The following is a 16,807-nucleotide window of genomic DNA, read 5'->3' on the forward strand; positions in this document are numbered from 1 at the left end:
TATTATACTTTTTATTTTTGTTTTGGGTGGTGGGGTTTGCCCGGGAGTGTGCGTGTGTTCCACACCTTTTGCATTGGGGGTTCACCCCGCTCCCACAAGGTCCGCGACAGCTCCAAAAGACCACACAAACCCCGGCGACAGGCGTACCATAGCTCCCTTCCGGCGAGCCCTTCTCGCCAGCCCCTGTCGCACAAGAAATCCCCATGCCTTTCGAACTCAGCGTTGACCTCACCACCCTCGCCATTCTCGCCGCAGTCGCCTTCGTCGCCGGATTCATCGATGCCATCGCTGGCGGTGGCGGCCTGCTGACCACGCCCGCCCTGCTCACCGCCGGCATGCCGCCGCACCTGGTGCTGGGCACCAACAAGCTCAGTTCCACCTTCGGCTCGGCCACCGCCGGTTTCACCTACTACCGACGCAAGCTGTTTCATCCGGCACAGTGGAAGCATGCCCTGGTCGGCACCCTGATCGGGGCCCTGATCGGCGCGGTGATCGCCCATTACCTGCCGGCTGAGTGGCTTAACAAGATGCTCCCGGTGATCGTCTTTGCCTGCGGCGTCTACCTGCTGTTCGGCGGTACGCCCAAGGCGCCGCTGGACGCCGACGTGCCGATCAAGAAGAAGTGGCAGTTCCCCCAGGGCTTCACCCTGGGCTTCTACGATGGCGTGGCCGGCCCAGGTACCGGCGCCTTCTGGACCGTCAGCACGCTGCTGATCTACCCCATCGACCTGGTCAAGGCCAGCGGCGTGGCGCGCAGCATGAACTTCGTCAGCAACGCCGCGGCGCTGTCGGTGTTCATCTTCTCGGGTCAGGTGGACTGGGCCGTGGGCCTGGCGATGGGCTCTTCGTTGATGGTCGGCGCCTTCTTCGGCGCGCGAACCGCCATCAGTGGCGGTTCGAAGTTCATTCGCCCGGTGTTCATCACCGTGGTATTGGCCCTGACCGTGCGCCTAGCGTGGCAGCACTGGTTCGGCCAGGCCTAAGCGGCGCGCTACATACAGATCAATCAGGTAGCGGGCAATGGAGCGCCCGGCGGGCAGCGGCGGCAAGGCGTCGACGCGGAACCACTGGGCATCCTCGATCTCGTCCGGCTGCATGACGATCTCGCCACCGGCGTACTCGGCATGGAAGCCCAGCATCATCGAGTGCGGGAACGGCCAGCACTGGCTGCCGACGTACTGGATGTTCTTCACTTCCAGCGCCACTTCCTCGCGCACTTCGCGCACCAGGCAATCCTCCGCCGACTCCCCTGGCTCGGCAAAGCCCGCCAGGGTGCTGTAGACCCCGGTGACGAAGCGCGGCGAACGGGCCAGCAGGATCTCGTCGCCACGGGTGATCAGCACGATCATGCTCGGCGAGATGCGCGGGTAGCTGCGCAGGTCGCAGGGCTCGCAGTACATCGCCCGCTCCCGGTTAATCTGCGTCATCGGCTGCCCGCAACTGCCGCAGAAACGGTGCTCGCGGGCCCAGGTGGCGATCTGCGCGGCATAGCCGAGAATGGTGTAGGTGTCGAAATCGCCTTCCAGCATGAACTGGCGCAGGCCGCGCCAGCTGCAGCCGGGCAGCGCCTGGCTGCCGTGCAGCTCGATCAGGTAGACCGGCTGCCCGTCGTAGTGACCGATGCCATGCTCGAAGCGGATATCCGGCTCCTGGCGCTTGAACCAGTCGCGGGGGAACAGCGCGCCATTGGCGTCCACCATGAATCCTTCGGCGCTGCGCACGACCGCAAGGCCGCCGCCGACATTCGTATCCAGTACCGCAGTGGTCCAGCGCGCTGACATGTTCCCTTATCCTTAGCCGTTCACCTCAGTCGGCGAACTCCGGCTTCTGTTTGCTCATGTGGGCGGCCACGGCCACCCGCAGGTCGGTGGATTGCAGCATGGCGGCGTTCCAGGTGGCGATGTACTCCAGCCCGTCGTCGATCCGGTGATCGCGCATGTAGCTGAGCATCTCCTTGGTGCCGGCCACGGCAATCGGGGATTTTCCCGCAATTTCGGTGGCAATGGCAAAGACTCCATCGAGCAGCGCGGCATGATCGTCGTAGACACGGTTGACCAGGCCGATACGCTGCGCTTCCGCCGCGTCGATGCTGCGCCCGGTGTAGGCCAGTTCACGCAGCAGGCCGTCGCCGATGATACGCGGCAGACGTTGCAAAGTGCCGACATCGGCGGCCATGCCCATGTCGATTTCCTTGATCGAGAACTGCGCGTCGGCGGCCGCGTAGCGCATGTCGCAGGCAGCGACCAGGTCGATGGCGCCGCCGATGCAGTAGCCCTGGATCGCCGCCAGCACCGGCTTGCGGCAATTATCCACGGCATTGAACGAGGCCTGCATCTGCAGGATTTTGCGCCGCAGCATGCGCGCATTGCGGCCGACGTCCTTGCCCAGCTCGCTGGCCACCGAGGCCAGCAGCATCAAGTCGATGCCGGAAGAGAAATGCTTGCCGGCGCCGCTGATCACCACCACCCGCACCGCGTCGGTCTCGTCGATCCACTGGAAGATCTCGACGATCTCGCTCCAGAACGCGGCGTTCATGGCGTTGATCTTTTCCGGGCGGTTGATCTGGACGTGGGCGATGTTGTTCGACAGCTCGACCTTGAACGCGGTGTAGTCGGTCACGGCGACGCTCCTTGAGCAGGGAGGGAAAGGAAGCCCGGACTATATCGCACCCCGCAGGCCGTGCTTTTGCCAAAAGCGGGACTGACTTTCCTTGATCTTGCAGGCCGCTTGCGGCACCGTGCGCAGGTCTTTGAATTATTAGGAAACATCTCCATGCCCCGCTCCCTGCCCGGCGCCCTGGCCCACAATTTCCTTGGGCAATCACCGCGCTGGTACAAAGCCACCGTGTGCCTGTTCCTGCTGCTCAATCCGCTGCTGCTGGCGACCCTCGGCCCGGTGGTCACCGGCTGGGTGCTGGTGGTGCAGTTCATCTTCTTCCTGGGCATGGCGCTCAAGTGCTACCCACTGATGCCCGGCGGCCTGCTGATGGTGGAAGCCCTGTTGCTGGGGCTGACCACTCCGCAGGCGCTGTACGAGGAGTTGCAACACAACTTCCCGGTGATCCTGCTGCTGATGTTCATGGTGGCCGGGATCTATTTCATGAAGGACCTGCTGCTGTTCGCCTTCTCGCGCATTTTGTTAGGAGTACGATCCAAGTCATTGTTGGCATTGATGTTTTGCTTCCTTTCGGCGTTTCTCTCTGCCTTCCTCGATGCCCTCACCGTGACCGCGGTGATCATCAGTGCGGCGGTGGGTTTCTACGCCATCTACCACCGCGTGACCTCGGGTGCGAACCCCCGCGGCGATGCGCAGATCGACAGCGACCAGCACATCCCCGACCTGGCCCGGGAAGACCTGCAGCAGTTCCGCGCCTTCCTGCGCAGCCTGCTGATGCACGGCGCCGTGGGCACGGCGCTGGGCGGCGTGTGCACGCTGGTGGGCGAGCCGCAGAACCTGCTGATCGGCCATGAGATGGGCTGGCACTTCCAGGACTTCTTCTTCAAGGTCGCCCCGGTATCGCTGCCGGTGCTGGCGGCGGGCCTGGTCACCTGCGTACTGCTGGAGAAACTGCGCTGGTTCGGCTACGGCACCCTGCTCCCGGACCGCGTGCGCGATGTGCTGGCCGCCTGCGCCGCCGAGGACGACGCCCAGCGCACCCCGCAACAGCGCGCCAGCCTGCTGGTGCAGGGCATCGCCGCGTTGATCCTGATCGTCTGCCTCGGGCTGCATATCGCCGAAGTGGGCCTGATCGGCCTGCTGGTGATCGTGCTGATCACCGCGTTCACCGGCATCACCGACGAACATCGCCTGGGCCGGGCGTTCCAGGATGCGATGCCGTTCACCTCGTTGCTGGTGGTGTTCTTCGCCGTGGTCGCGGTGATCCACCAGCAGCAGCTGTTCACGCCGCTGATCCAGTGGGTACTGGCCCTGCCGGCAGAGCAGCAGCCCGGCATGCTGTTCATCGCCAACGGCCTGCTCTCGGCGATCAGCGACAACGTGTTCGTCGCCACCATCTACATCACCGAGGTCAAGCAGGCGTTCGTCAATGGCGCCATGAGCCGCGAGCACTTCGAGACCCTGGCGGTGGCGATCAATACCGGTACCAACCTGCCGAGCGTGGCCACGCCGAACGGGCAGGCAGCCTTCCTGTTCCTGCTGACCTCGGCGATTGCGCCGCTGATTCGCCTGTCCTATGGACGGATGGTGTGGATGGCGTTGCCGTATACCGTGGTCATGGGTGGCCTGGGTTGGTGGGCTGTGACCTACTGGCTGTGATCCCTTGAGGGCCTTGTCGCCGGCACGCCAGCGACAGGGCCTCACTGCCCGCGCAGATCCTCGAAGAACACCTTCTTCCCATCCACCTGCAGCGAAGCCCTCGGCAACGCGGCCTGTTCTCCACTTGGCGCCTCCACATGCCAGTAGCAGTACCTCACCGCCCGGGTAATCGCCACATAGGCCAGGCGCAGGATTTCTTCTTTCTGCGCCGTGTCGAACGCCTCCGGATCACCATTCCTGCCCAACCCGGCCAGCCGATAGACCTGGTTCTTGTACGGCGAGCGCGTCACGTACTGGCAGTCCCCAAGCATGAACACCGCATCCGCCTGCAGCCCCTTGGCGCTGTGATAGGTCAGTTGCCTCAGCCGCCGCTGGCCATGAGGCAAGCTAGAATCAACATTAACTACAGATTGAATATGCTCTGAAATCAATGATTTATCAGAACTTTTTCGAAACAGGATCATGATCGAGTCACCGCGGTTGTAGTGCTCCATCACCTGCTGCGCCAGGGCCGCCTCGTCCCGTTCGCGCACCTGCACCGGCCAGCATTGCTCCGCAGCCGGGCCAACCGCCTTGGCCTTCTTGCCACTGATCGAAGGCGCCGACTTCACGATGTGCTCGGCGGCATCGATGATGTGCTGATGGCTGCGGTAGTTGTCAGTGAGCATCACCCGGGTGCTGGATGGCGCCGGGAAGGTCTTGGCGAACTCCATGAAGTACTTCGGCGAACTGCCGCGCCAGCCGTAGATCGACTGCCAGTCATCGCCCACGCAGAGCAGCGACGAATGCCGTGCCGTGCGCTCGACGCTCAATGCCGGCCCACGCCGGCGGATCTCGCGCAGGCTGGCGCGCAGCCAGGAGACGATCTGCGGCGAGACATCCTGGAACTCGTCGATCATCAGGTGCGCCAGCGGCCGCAGCAGCGGGTCCGGCAACAGCTGCAGGTTCTCCGGGTTGTTCTCGCCGAACAGGGCGAACATGCGGTTGTAGCTCATCACCGGCGGCGACTGCGCCAGCAGATGGGTCTCCAGGGCCTTCCAGTACAGGCTCAGGGCTTCGAAGAACAGCCCGTCGGTATCTCCCGCAGGGAAGCTCATGCCCTGCACGGCCACGCTGACATCCAGCCCCAGGTTCTCGATAAAGCCGGCTGCCGCGACGAAAGCATCCAGCAGCGGCACCGCAGCCAGTTCACCCTTGACCTTGTAGTCGAAGCCCGGACCGGCCACCGCATCCCCCGCCAGGGAAGCGGTCAGGCGTTTTGCCTCAGCGTAATTTCCCAGCCATATCACAGGCTTATCGCAGAAAGCTTGAAACAGGGTGCGTTTGATAACCCACTCTGCCCAGACCGGTAGCTTGGCCCCCGGGCGCTTGTAGTTCTGGTTCTCGCCCGGATCGAAGCCCAGCACCACCCAGGCATCCAGCTCGGCAATATGACCATGGAAATGGAAGCGGCTGCCGTTGATCTCGACGGTCTCCCGGCTCGGCTCGATGCCCTTGATCGGCCAGGCGCCGGCGCGGAACCACAGGTCCTCGATGGTATCGCAGAGCTCTTCGTCCCGCGTGGCGGAGAGCTGGGTCACGGCGACGCGTTTCTGCACGTCCGGATGATCGCGCTCCAGCGACTTGAGCTGCACCGCCTCGCGGCGCAGGCCGCCGATCAGCTCGGCGAAGCGCGGGCTGGTGCGCAGCAAGTCGCGGTAGCAGAGGTTGAGCTGCTGGCGCTGAGCGTCGTTGATGCGCAGGTCGAAGGGATTGCTCTCGGCATCGGCCTCCGCCCCTGCCGGCAACTCGCTGCCCAGGGTCTCGAAGGCGCGCACCTGGCTGAAGCCCGGCAGGCTGCGTACCAGCGGCAGGATCCGCGAGTGGAAGGTACGCACCAGCTCCCGCGCCTGCACGGGTGTCAGTTGTACCTGCCACTGGCTGAAGACCTGCAGCAGACGGGCGATAAAGTCCTTGCGCGACTCGCGGGTGAAGGTCACCACGGTCATCGCATCCAGCTCGTAGCCCAGGTAGTGGCGCAGCAGCAGGATGCGCAGCACCAGCGACGTGGACTTGCCCGCCCCGGCCCCGGCGATGACGCAGGTGGAAGGCGTTTCGCTGAAGATCATCTTCCACTGCGCGGCGCTGGGCTGGGCATGGGCTGGCAAGCGCTGGGCGACATCGGCCTTGAAGCGCTTCTTCAGCTCCGCGCTGAGCGGCAGGCGCCAGTCGTCGAACAGGCTGTCATCCAGGCCAGGCACGGAATGGCCGTCGGGACGGGTATCGCGGATCACCAGGACCTGGCGCCCGGCCTCGTAGCCGTCGACGCGGCCCTGCTCGTAACCCTCGCGCAGGCCGTCGGCATGGCCGGTACGCTGGCCGCTGGCATGGCCCTGGAACCATGAGTCGCGGTGCTGCGCGCTCAGGCGGTTGAGGCCGCGACCGAGCATGCGCGCGGCCACACGCCTGAGCCACGGAAGCTGGGCTGGCGGGGTGAGGTCCTGGGGTTGCGGGGGAAGCTTGTCTGACACACCGACTCCGGCTGGGGAAACACATGAGCCGGAAGTTTTACCCCATTCGGGGACGCTGGGACAGTGGTGATTGCCTGGGAAATCAGTGGATTAGCAGGCAGTGTTGAGACTGGGCCTGATTTCCAGGCCTTCCCGAGCAAGCTCGCGAAGGCCTGGAAGCGGCTGGAGGAATCAGGCGATCGCCTTGTCCACCAACTCCTGCGCCTCGGCCACCAGACGCTGCAGGTGCGCATCGTCGACGAAGCTCTCGGCGTAGATCTTGTAGATGTCCTCGGTGCCCGACGGCCGCGCGGCGAACCAGCCGTTGGCGGTCATCACCTTGAGGCCGCCAATCGCCTGGCCATTGCCCGGCGCATGGCTGAGGATCTGCTCGATCGGCTCGCCGGCCAGTTCGGTGGACTTCACCTGCTCCGGCGCCAGCTTGCTCAGCAAGGCCTTCTGCTGCAGATTGGCCTTGGCCTCCACGCGGGTGGCGAACGGCTCGCCCAGCTCGGCAGTCAGCGCGGCATAGGCTTCGGCCGGGTTGCGACCGGTGCGGGCAGTCATCTCGGCCGCCAGCAGCGACGGGATCAGGCCGTCCTTGTCGGTGCTCCAGACGCTGCCGTCCAGGCGCAGGAAGGACGCTCCCGCACTCTCCTCGCCACCAAAGCCAAGGGAGCCGTCGAACAGGCCGTCGGCAAAGAACTTGAAGCCCACCGGCACTTCATACAGGCGACGACCCAGGCGCGCGGTGACGCGGTCGATCAGGCCACTGCTGACCACGGTCTTGCCCACCGCGGCATCGGCACGCCACTGCGGGCGGTTCTGGAACAGGTAGTCGATGGCCACCGCCAGGTAGTTATTCGGCGCCAGCAGGCCGGCCGAGGTGACGATGCCGTGGCGGTCGTGGTCCGGGTCGCAGGCGAAAGCCACGTCGAAACGCTCGCGCAGGCCGATCAAGCCCTGCATGGCATACGGCGAGGATGGGTCCATGCGGATCTGCCCGTCCCAGTCCACGGACATGAAGCGGAAGGTCGGGTCGACTGCGTCGTTGACCACTTCCAGGTTCAGCTTGTAGTGCTCGGCGATGGCCGACCAGTAGCGCACGCCAGCGCCGCCCAGCGGATCGACGCCCAGGCGCAGGTTGGCGCCACGGATGGCGTCGAAGTCGATGACGTTGACCAGGTCGGCGACATAGGTGCCGACGTAGTCATGGCGATGGGTGGTGGAAGCCTTCAGCGCCTGCTCGTACGGCATGCGCTTGATGCCCTTGAGGCCCTCGGCCAGCAGTTCGTTGGCCTTGGCCTCGATCCACTTGGTCACATGGCTGTCGGCCGGGCCGCCGTTGGGCGGGTTGTACTTGAAGCCACCGCTCTGCGGCGGGTTGTGCGACGGAGTGATGACGATGCCGTCGGCCAGGCCGCCGGTGCGACCGCGGTTGTAGCAGAGAATGGCGTGCGACACCGCCGGGGTCGGAGTGTATTCGTCGTCCTTCGACAGCATCACCTCGACACCGTTGGCCGCCAGCACTTCCAGGGCGCTGGCCGCCGCCGGGGTCGACAGGGCGTGAGTGTCGGCGCCGATGAACAGCGGGCCGTCGATGCCCTGGGCCTGGCGGTACAGGCAGATGGCCTGGCTGATGGCGAGGACATGGTGCTCGTTGAAACTCAGGTCCAGGGAACTGCCGCGATGCCCGGAGGTGCCGAAGGCAACACGCTGGGTGGCGACAGAGGCATCGGGCTGACCGGTGTAGTAGGCGGTCAGCAGGCGGGGAATATCGACCAGCACGGAGGCCGGGGCCAGCTTGCCCGCCAGAGGACTGAGCTTCATGCAAAACCTCAAGAATGGAATTTCAGGGTGATGAAAACACGACAGTTTACTGCCACTTCGACCGTCTGGCGACGGCGAAGATTCCCACACGAAATTCAATAGCCTTCCGGCGACCACCAAGACGGGAACATATGGCGCACGCGGGCTTCGGCGAAGCGGTCGTCGATCAGCAGCACCGTGCCGCGATCCTCGGTCCCGCGGATCACCCGCCCGGCCGCCTGGATTACTTTGCGCACCCCGGGATAGAGATAGGTGTAGTCGAAGCCGGCACTGAACAGGCTGCCCATTCGCTGCTTGAGCTGCTCGTTGACCGGGTTGACCTGGGGCAGCCCGAGGGTGGCGATGAAGGCGCCGATCAGGCGCGTACCCGGCAGGTCCACGCCCTCGGCGAAGGCACCACCGAGCACGGCGAAACCGATGCCACGACCGTCCTCGACGAAGCGGTCGAGAAAGGCCTGGCGCTGGTCCTCGTCCATCCCCGAGGATTGCGCCCATTGCGTAATGGCTGGATAGCGCTCGGCCAGTAGAGTCGCCACTTGTTGCAGGTAATCGAAGCTGCTGAAGAACGCCAGGTAATTGCCGGGCGCCTCCTGGTACTGCCGGGCGACAAGCTCGACGATGGGCGCCAGCGAGGCCTGGCGATGCTGGTAGCGGGTCGACACCTCGCTGACGATGCGCACCCGCAGCTGTTCGGCAACGAAGGGCGAGTCCACCTCCAGCCAGGCGGTGTCGGCCGGCATGCCCAGCAGGTCGGCGTAGAAATGCCGCGGGCTGAGGGTCGCGGAGAACAGCACGACACTGCGGGCCGCGCTGATGCGTGGACCGATCAACGGCGCCGGCACCACGTTGCGCAGGCACAGGGTGGCCAGGCGCCTTCGCCCTGCCCCGCGCAGGCTGATATCGAAGAGGAAGTGCGCGTCGAACACCTCGGCCAGCCGGGTGAACTGCAAGGCCTGGAAGAAGAACTGCAGCAATGCCGGGTCAACCGCCTGCGGAGTGCGGTTCATCAGGTCCTGGACCAGCCCGACGCAGCGCTGCAAGACCTTGAGGAACGCGCCCGGCAGTTCGTTGCTGGCCTGATACGGAGCGACTTGCTCCTTGTACAGGCGATTCCACTCACGATTGAGACTTTGCAGGGCACTGGCCATGCCCGCCGGCGGCGCGCGCCGCAAGGCCTGCAACTGGCCCTGGTCGAGGCTCGCGCTGTACATCTGCCGCGCCCGTTCCACCAGGTTGTGCGCCTCGTCCACCGCCACGGCCAGGCGCCACTGCTCGGCCTGGGCCAGGCCGAAGAGCAAGGCGCTCTGGTCGAAGTAGTAGTTGTAGTCGGCCACCAGCACGTCGACCCAGCGCGCCTGCTCCTGGGCCAGGTAATAGGGACAGACATCATGGGCCAGTGCCACTTCGCGCAGCTGAGCCTTGTCCAGTAGCGGCCGTTGCATCGCCGCTTCCCGGGCTGCGGGCAAGCGATCGTAGAAGCCTTTGGCCAGAGGACAGGCCTCGCCATGGCAGGCCGTGCCGGGGTACTCGCAAGCCTTGTCCCGGGCTACCAGCTCCAGGGTGCGCAGGGCCAGCTCCGGGCTGGAATCCATGACCTGGCGCACGGCATCCAGGCCGAGGGCACGACCGGGGGTCTTGGCGGTAAGAAACAGCAGCTTGTCCAGCCCCTGGCGCGGCATGGCCTTGAGCAGTGGGAACAGCGTGCCAAGGGTCTTGCCGATGCCGGTGGTGGCCTGGGCCATCAGGCAGCGTCCGGTGCTGACCGCCTTGAACACGGTTTCCGCCAACTCGCGCTGGCCCTTGCGGAAGGACGGCCAGGGGAAGCCCAGGGCATTCAGCCCGGCATCGCGCTGCGCCAGGCGCCGCGACCGAGCCTCGGCCCACTGGATGAAGCGCAGGCACTGTTCGTTGAAGCAGGCTTCCAGCTCGGCTGCACTTGCGCTGCATTCGAAACGGGTTTCGTGATCGCTGTCGACATCGAGGTAGACCAGCGCCAGGTTGATGGACGCCAGCTGGCGCGACTGGCACATCAGCCAGCCATAGACCCTGGCCTGGGCCCAGTGCAGTTGCCGGTGGTTGTCCGGCTGGCTGGCGAGGTCGCCGCGGTGAGTCTTGATCTCTTCCAGGCAGTTGCTGGCCGGGTGATAGCCGTCTGCGCGCCCGCGTACTTCCAGCTCCCCGAAGCGTCCTTCCAGCGCCACTTCCGCCTCATAGCCCTCGCCCCGCCTGCTCACCACCCGGCGATGGCCGGCGATACCTTCCAGGGCCGTGGGCGAAGGGGTGAAACGCAGATCCAGGTCACCGACCTTGGCGGTGAACTCGCACAGGCTGCGCACCGCCACGCGGTAGGTCATGCCTCGGCCCACTGCACGTGGCAGACATCTACCGGCAGGCCATGGACGGTACAGAACTCGATCCAGCGCAGCTGGTTGTCCTGCAGGCGGTCGCCGGGGCCTTTCACCTCGATCATCCGGTAACGCTTCTCCTGCGGCCAGAACTGGATCAGGTCGGGCATGCCGGCGCGGTTGGCCTGGATATCCTCCAGCAAGCGCAGGAAACACTGCTTCAGATGCGCCGGCGGCAGGCAGTCGATGGCCAGCTCCAGCAGCTCCGGCGTCAGCAGCTCCCAGTAGACGAAGGGCGATTGCAGGCCGTGCTTGGCCGCATAGGTATCGCGCAGGGCCTGGCGGTAGCGGCCATCGTCCAGTTGCTCCAGGCATACCGCGAACAGATCGGCGCGGCGGCTGTGGAAGCCGGCGTCCAGCAGGTCCTGCGGGCCACTCTGGAACGGGTGGAAGAAGGCGCCCGGCACTGGCGCGAAAATGGCCGGCCAGCACAGCAGGCCGAACAGACTGTTGAACAGAGTGTTCTCGACGTAGTGCACAGGCGCGTCCGGCAGCTCGAAGTGCACCAGCACAGCCCGCTCGACGCCGAGCCCGGCCCATTCGGCGGGCAGGGTCAGGTCGAGGCGGCTGACGGCCTGGGCCTTGCGCCGTGGCTGCGGCGGACCACCCAGCTTGCGTCGCAGGCGTGGCAGGATGCGGGTCAGGGCCTGGGCCTCGGCGGCATTGCCGGGGCGCTCGGCAGCGAGGGTCGCCAGCTCCATTGCCATTTGATAGTCGCCGCTGTGTTCCAGCACGCGGATATGCCGCTCGCGAGCCTGGGGATGGGCGCATACGGGATAGATCGCCAGGGCCTGATTCCAGTCGCCGACTCGCTCGCACAGGTAGGCCAGCTGGTACTGCAGCTTCGCCCGGCGCCGCTCCAGCCAGGGATTGGCGGTATCCATGCCCTCCAGGCGTCCCAGCAACGACTGGACATCCACCTCGCCCTCCATCTGCTCGGCGCAGACATGCAGGGCCAGGCACAGGTCGACATCGGCGCGCTCGCGCAGGGCGCGGGAATCACTGCCGAACTCCACCTGCTCGTAGCGCAGCAGACCGAGGTCGGCGAGCACGAACTCGGACCAGTCCTGGTACAGGTTGCCGAAGAACAGCAGGCGCAGGCGATCGCAGACTGCCTGCTGGCACAGCGCGTAGATCGGCTCGTCACACTCCGGCCACCATTCGCGCAGCGGGCGCGGCTCGGGGAACAGCGCCTGCAACTGTTCGAACAGTTCGTGCTTGGCCGCCTTCGGCCGGCTCAGGTGGGCGGCGAAGCAGCGGCTGATCTCGTCCTTGAGCAGGAGCTGGAACAGCGCCTCCAGGCCCAGCGGCGCCTCGCTGTCGACCCAGCCCTGTTCCAGCAGGGGCGCCATGGCCGCTACGGTCGGGCCGATCTCGTCATAGGCCAGGCGCCGTCCGCGAAACAGCACACCCTTGCGCATCAGCATGCGTACCAGCAGCGCCTGGCTGGGTTGCGGCAAGCACTCGAAACCGTCGATGAAGGCGCGCTCCTCTTCGTCCAGCAGGTCGCTGTAGCGCAGGCGCAGCCAGTTCAACACCTGACGGAAGTTGTGCAGGTAGTAGAACGGGTCGTTGAGGGAGTCGGCGATCACGGGGCACATAACCAGGGGAAAACGAACACTGGTTATACATACAGATAAGCCCGATTGGCAACCGCGGGGGATCAGTGGTCGATCGGCTCGGTGGCCGGCGCCAGCAGCGGAGTACGCCGGTAGAGCGTCTGCAGGGTGACCATCGGCAGGCCGCTGGTGCCGGTCAGCCACTGGATCACCGGATCGGTGGCCGGATGGCCCTGCAAGGCCTTGTGCAGGTACGGCAGCGCCACCAGCATGCCCGGATGGCAACGGCGCAGGAACGTTTCCAGCTCCCTGCCCTGTCTGACGATCGGCGCGAACAGCAGGCACACCAGCTGCGTCTCGCTGATACCCCACGCCTGGGATGCGAAGTCCCCGGCCAGGCGCCTGACCTGTTGCAGCTCCTCGCCCTTCTGCCAAGGACCGAGCAGTTGATCGCGCAAGGCCGACGGCAGTTGCTCGCGCTTCATCGCCTCCTCACTGCGTTGCAGGCAGCCGTCGAGGCCGTCCTGATAACAGCCGTCCTCGATGAACTCACGGCGCAGCCCCATCAGGTGCGCGCGCAACAGCGGGTTGCCGGCTTCATTGCGGGAAAAGGCAAACGACCATTCGTCATGCTCGTAGCGCAGCAGTTCGGCCAGCAGGCGACCGTGGCCGCAGACGGGGTCGTGGGTCAGGTCGTCGATGGCAATGACTCGCGGCAGGCGCACACGTGCTTCGAAGGCAGGATTTTCCGTGGCGGTCTCGGCCGGTTGCGGCAGCCGGTATTCATCGCGAATCGCCGTTGCCACCTCGAACAGCGTGTGCGGAAAGGTCTCCAGCGGACGCACCCGCGGCACACCGGTGGCGCGCATCATGCGCAGCGCCTTGGCCAGGAAGCGCTTGCGCTGCACGGCCGGCTCGCCGCTGACCAGCACGTCAACCCCGCCATTCCATGAGGCGCCAAGGCGATGCAGGTCGGCCAGGTCCAGGTATTGTCGATGGCCCAGGGACATCTGCGTCTCACCACCGGTGAGGTGTCCGGCCATCAGTACGGCGTGACGGTCCGCCTGTTGCTGCTGCCGCGAGATCGGCTGGCGGGCATCGAAAGGCCGTACCTGGCCATCCTCCAGCATCAGCAGCTCGACACGCGGGTCGTCATGCACCACCAACGCGGCAAACGCCCGCTCGATATTGCTCAGGACTACCGCCGGCATATCGCTGTGTCGCGCGGCGGCAATACGCAGGTTGAACGTGCCGGGCGAGCGGGCCGCCAGGGTCAGTTGCGCGGCCCGCAGGAAGGCCAGGGCCTGGGTGCTGTCCTGGCTGCCGGTGTGCACCAGCATCACCTTCAACCCGCCGATGCAATCGGGTCCGCCGGCAATCACCAGCAGGCGCTGGACCAGCAACTGCAGGGATGCGCGTTGTCCCTGGGTCATCCGTTCGAGTACCCGCTGCAGCACTTGCTGGTAGACGTACTGCATGGCTTGGTCGTGAATCGCACCCATATTCAATTCCCTGATATTTTTCGCAATCAATCAAAACTTGCGGATCACCCGCAAAAGTGAATTTGCGTAGTTATCGAAACAGTCAGCGCCTGCACTCACGCAGAGCCTCGTTTGTATTTGCAGGAAACTTCTTACTTTCCTACAAAACCAACTGAAAAGTTGTAGGACGCCACGGCAGGGCATCCCCGGGGACAGCGCAAACCCGCGCAGTCAGGCCCCTGGCCGGATCGGGTAATTCCACGGACATATCTCGCTCCTTGAGACGACGACAAACAGAACACTTTCCCAGTCGACGAACAGGTTCACGCTACGAAGAGCGCGGCACTTTTCCGCCCCGCCGCGTAATTCTCCAGACAGCGAAGTACCTTGTTTCCGACAGCAACAACATAGCCCAAGCAATGTCCTTAGTCCCCATAAGACTAATAGGAAATTTCTGAAATTTTAGAAGGCTAAATTCACAAAAAAGCCCGAGAGGGTTCTCGGGCTTGGTGGGATACGCCGGAAAAGTGCGTCAGGCGTCGGGCAGTTCCAGCACCACGCGACCACCGCAAGGGCATTCGTCCATGTGCCGGTGGGCATCCACCGCCCGCTCGAACGGATAGACCTGGATGATCTGCGGCAGCAACTGGCGGTCTGCGGTGAACTGGTTGATATCGCGCAGGGCGCGGTGCAGCGCGACCTGGTCCTGAGTAATGCCCAGCTCCGGCTTGCCGGTGAAGTTGCTGATGCAATGGACGAAGAACTGGATGTTCTTCTGGAACGCCGCGCAGGCCGGGAACGGCGTCTGGTTGCCGCCCTGCAGGCCGTACAGCACCAGGCTGCCGCGAGGCGCGAGGACATCGCCGAGCAGCGACATCTGCGGCCCGCCGAGGCCGTCGAGGACCATGTCGACGCCACGGTTGTCGGTGATCTTGTTGATCTGCATGAGCAGGTCCTGCTCCTCCGTGACGATCACCTTGTCGGCGCCCAGCTTGAGCAGTGGCTCGCGCTCGTCGGCGTCGCGGGTGGCGGCGATCACCTTCAGGCCCAGGGCCTTGCCCAGTTGCACGAAGGACGGTCCGGCGCAGTGGCTGGCGTCGGTGATCAGCGCGGTCTGCCCGGCCTTGGCCCGCGCCAGGTCGACATAGGCGAAGTAGGCCATGAGGAACGGCGTGTAGTGCACGCTGGCCTCGATCGGCGTGAGGATGTCCGGGTAGCGGGTCAACGCGGTGCGCGGCAGGACGATGACCTCACCGTACACCGGGTGCTCGTTGGGGCTGGTGGCCGGGAAACTGGCGACCTTGTCGCCGACGACCAGGTCATCGACGCCCTCGCCCACGGCCGTCACCACGCCTGCCATCTCGTGGCCGATACCGGCCGGCAGACGCGCCTGGGACGGTGCCAGATTCTGCCGCCAGAGCACGTCATACCAACTGACGCCGATCGCCTGGACACGAATCTGCACTTCCCCGGCAGCCGGCGCGGGCGTTGGCAGCTCCTCTATCTTGAGCACCTCGGCCTGACCGAACTTGTGGATACGGATCATGCGGGACATCGCAAACCTCGCCTAGTGAACCTCTAATGCCCTGAACTCTATCGGGGCTTTCATGGTTAGACCATCAGTGGTCATTAATAGTCGACATGCTTGTCATCGATTGGGCTCGTGCCCGTGGCCGTGTCGTACACTGGCCTGACGCCATATAACCGATGCAGGGTAACGCCTTTGTCCGTAAGATTCATCCCTTGCCCCACACCGCCAGCGAAGCGAAGCCGATGAACCGTAACGACCTGCGCCGCGTCGATCTCAATCTGCTGATCGTTTTCGAGACCCTCATGCACGAACGCAGCGTGACCCGCGCTGCGGAAAAGCTGTTCCTCGGCCAGCCGGCGATCAGTGCCGCGCTGTCGCGGCTGCGTACGTTGTTCGATGACCCGTTGTTCGTACGGACCGGGCGCAGCATGGAACCCTCGGCGCGGGCGGTGGAGATCTTTGCCCTGCTCTCCCCGGCGCTGGACTCCATTTCCACGGCGGTCAGCCGCGCGGCGGATTTCGATCCGGCGACCAGTACGGCGGTGTTTCGTATCGGGCTTTCCGACGACGCCGAATTTGCCCTGTTGCCGCTGTTGCTCAAGCGCGTGCGCGCCGAGGCGCCCGGAGTGGTGCTGGTGGTGCGGCGGGTCAACTACCTGCTGATGCCTACCCTGCTGGCGTCTGGCGAAATCTCCGTGGGGGTCAGTTATACCGATGACCTGCCGGCCAACGCCAAGCGCAAGGTGCTGCGGCGCAGCATGCCGAAGCTGCTGCGGGCGGACAGCGTCCCGGGGGCGTTGAGCCTGGATGATTTCTGCAAGCGGCCCCACGCGCTGGTGTCGTTTGCCGGGGACCTGAGCGGGTTTATCGATGAGGAACTGGCCAAGGTCGGGCGGCAGCGCCACGTGGTGCTGGCGGTGCCGCAGTTCAACGGCTTGGGGAGCTTGTTGACCGGGACGGATATCGTGGCGACGGTGCCTGACTACACCGCCGATATTCTCACTGCCGCTGGCGGCCTGCGGGCGGAGGAACTGCCGCTGGAGACGCGGACGTTCGAGCTGCATATGGCCTGGCGAGGGGCGCAGGATAACGATCCGGGGGAGAAGTGGTTGCGGTCGCGGATTCAGATGTTCTTCGGGGATCCGGATAGTTTGTGATGGGTTTGTGGAAGATCGAATACCGCCCACGCAGCGGCTCCCCCGCACTGTCAGGACACGGTTGAACGTCTTTTTGAAGG

At 64.8% G+C, this 16,807-nt stretch carries 11 protein-coding genes; 3 read left to right on the forward strand and 8 right to left on the reverse strand.

Features of this window, described 5'->3' with window-relative positions:
• The first annotated feature begins 203 nt into the window (after window positions 1-203).
• Window positions 204-983, forward strand: a complete 780-nt coding sequence (locus V0R59_RS22130; RefSeq protein ID WP_330076799.1) for a TSUP family transporter — start codon at window positions 204-206, stop codon at window positions 981-983.
• On the opposite strand, the gene nudC is transcribed toward V0R59_RS22130, so the two are convergent.
• Together nudC and V0R59_RS22140 are read right to left on the reverse strand one after the other, a co-directional pair.
• Window positions 951-1,781, reverse strand: a complete 831-nt coding sequence (nudC, locus tag V0R59_RS22135; RefSeq protein ID WP_330076800.1) for an NAD(+) diphosphatase — start codon at window positions 1,779-1,781, stop codon at window positions 951-953. The genes V0R59_RS22130 and nudC overlap by 33 nt on opposite strands.
• 25 nt (window positions 1,782-1,806) lie before the next feature.
• The gene (locus tag V0R59_RS22140; protein ID WP_330076801.1) at window positions 1,807-2,619 is read right to left on the reverse strand and encodes a crotonase/enoyl-CoA hydratase family protein; all 813 of its coding nucleotides are present in this window, start codon (window positions 2,617-2,619) and stop codon (window positions 1,807-1,809) included.
• Between the two features lie 153 nt (window positions 2,620-2,772).
• Between V0R59_RS22140 and nhaB the strand changes: the two genes are divergently transcribed.
• Entirely contained in the window at window positions 2,773-4,275 is a 1,503-nt protein-coding gene (gene nhaB, locus V0R59_RS22145) for a sodium/proton antiporter NhaB (protein WP_330076802.1), read from the forward strand.
• Between the two features lie 41 nt (window positions 4,276-4,316).
• Here the strand turns inward: nhaB and V0R59_RS22150 are convergent, their stop codons facing one another.
• The 6 genes from V0R59_RS22150 to V0R59_RS22175 form a co-directional block, all read right to left on the reverse strand.
• Window positions 4,317-6,704, reverse strand: a complete 2,388-nt coding sequence (locus V0R59_RS22150; RefSeq protein ID WP_375547406.1) for a UvrD-helicase domain-containing protein — start codon at window positions 6,702-6,704, stop codon at window positions 4,317-4,319.
• A 252-nt stretch (window positions 6,705-6,956) separates the two neighbouring features.
• A complete protein-coding gene (pgm, locus tag V0R59_RS22155) occupies window positions 6,957-8,594 on the reverse strand; it encodes a phosphoglucomutase (alpha-D-glucose-1,6-bisphosphate-dependent) (protein ID WP_330076804.1) in 1,638 nt (545 codons plus the stop codon).
• A 95-nt stretch (window positions 8,595-8,689) separates the two neighbouring features.
• Window positions 8,690-10,948, reverse strand: coding sequence for an ATP-dependent DNA helicase (locus V0R59_RS22160; protein WP_330076805.1), 2,259 nt, complete (start codon window positions 10,946-10,948; stop codon window positions 8,690-8,692).
• On the reverse strand, window positions 10,945-12,591 hold the full coding sequence (locus tag V0R59_RS22165) for a VRR-NUC domain-containing protein (protein WP_330076806.1): 1,647 nt from the start codon (window positions 12,589-12,591) through the stop codon (window positions 10,945-10,947). The genes V0R59_RS22160 and V0R59_RS22165 overlap by 4 nt, the downstream gene beginning before the upstream one ends.
• A 71-nt stretch (window positions 12,592-12,662) precedes the next feature.
• Window positions 12,663-14,060, reverse strand: coding sequence for a hypothetical protein (locus V0R59_RS22170; RefSeq protein WP_330076807.1), 1,398 nt, complete (start codon window positions 14,058-14,060; stop codon window positions 12,663-12,665).
• Between the two features lie 511 nt (window positions 14,061-14,571).
• Window positions 14,572-15,594, reverse strand: a complete 1,023-nt coding sequence (locus tag V0R59_RS22175) for a zinc-dependent alcohol dehydrogenase family protein (RefSeq protein ID WP_330076808.1) — start codon at window positions 15,592-15,594, stop codon at window positions 14,572-14,574.
• A 218-nt stretch (window positions 15,595-15,812) separates the two neighbouring features.
• Here V0R59_RS22175 and V0R59_RS22180 point away from each other — a divergent pair, with 218 nt between their 5' ends.
• Window positions 15,813-16,727, forward strand: a complete 915-nt coding sequence (locus V0R59_RS22180) for a LysR family transcriptional regulator (protein ID WP_330076809.1) — start codon at window positions 15,813-15,815, stop codon at window positions 16,725-16,727.
• The last annotated feature ends 80 nt before the right edge of the window (window positions 16,728-16,807 follow it).

The sequence above is a fragment of the Pseudomonas ulcerans genome (genome assembly GCF_036324125.1).
In the GTDB taxonomy this organism is placed as follows: Bacteria; Pseudomonadota; Gammaproteobacteria; order Pseudomonadales; family Pseudomonadaceae; genus Aquipseudomonas; species Aquipseudomonas ulcerans.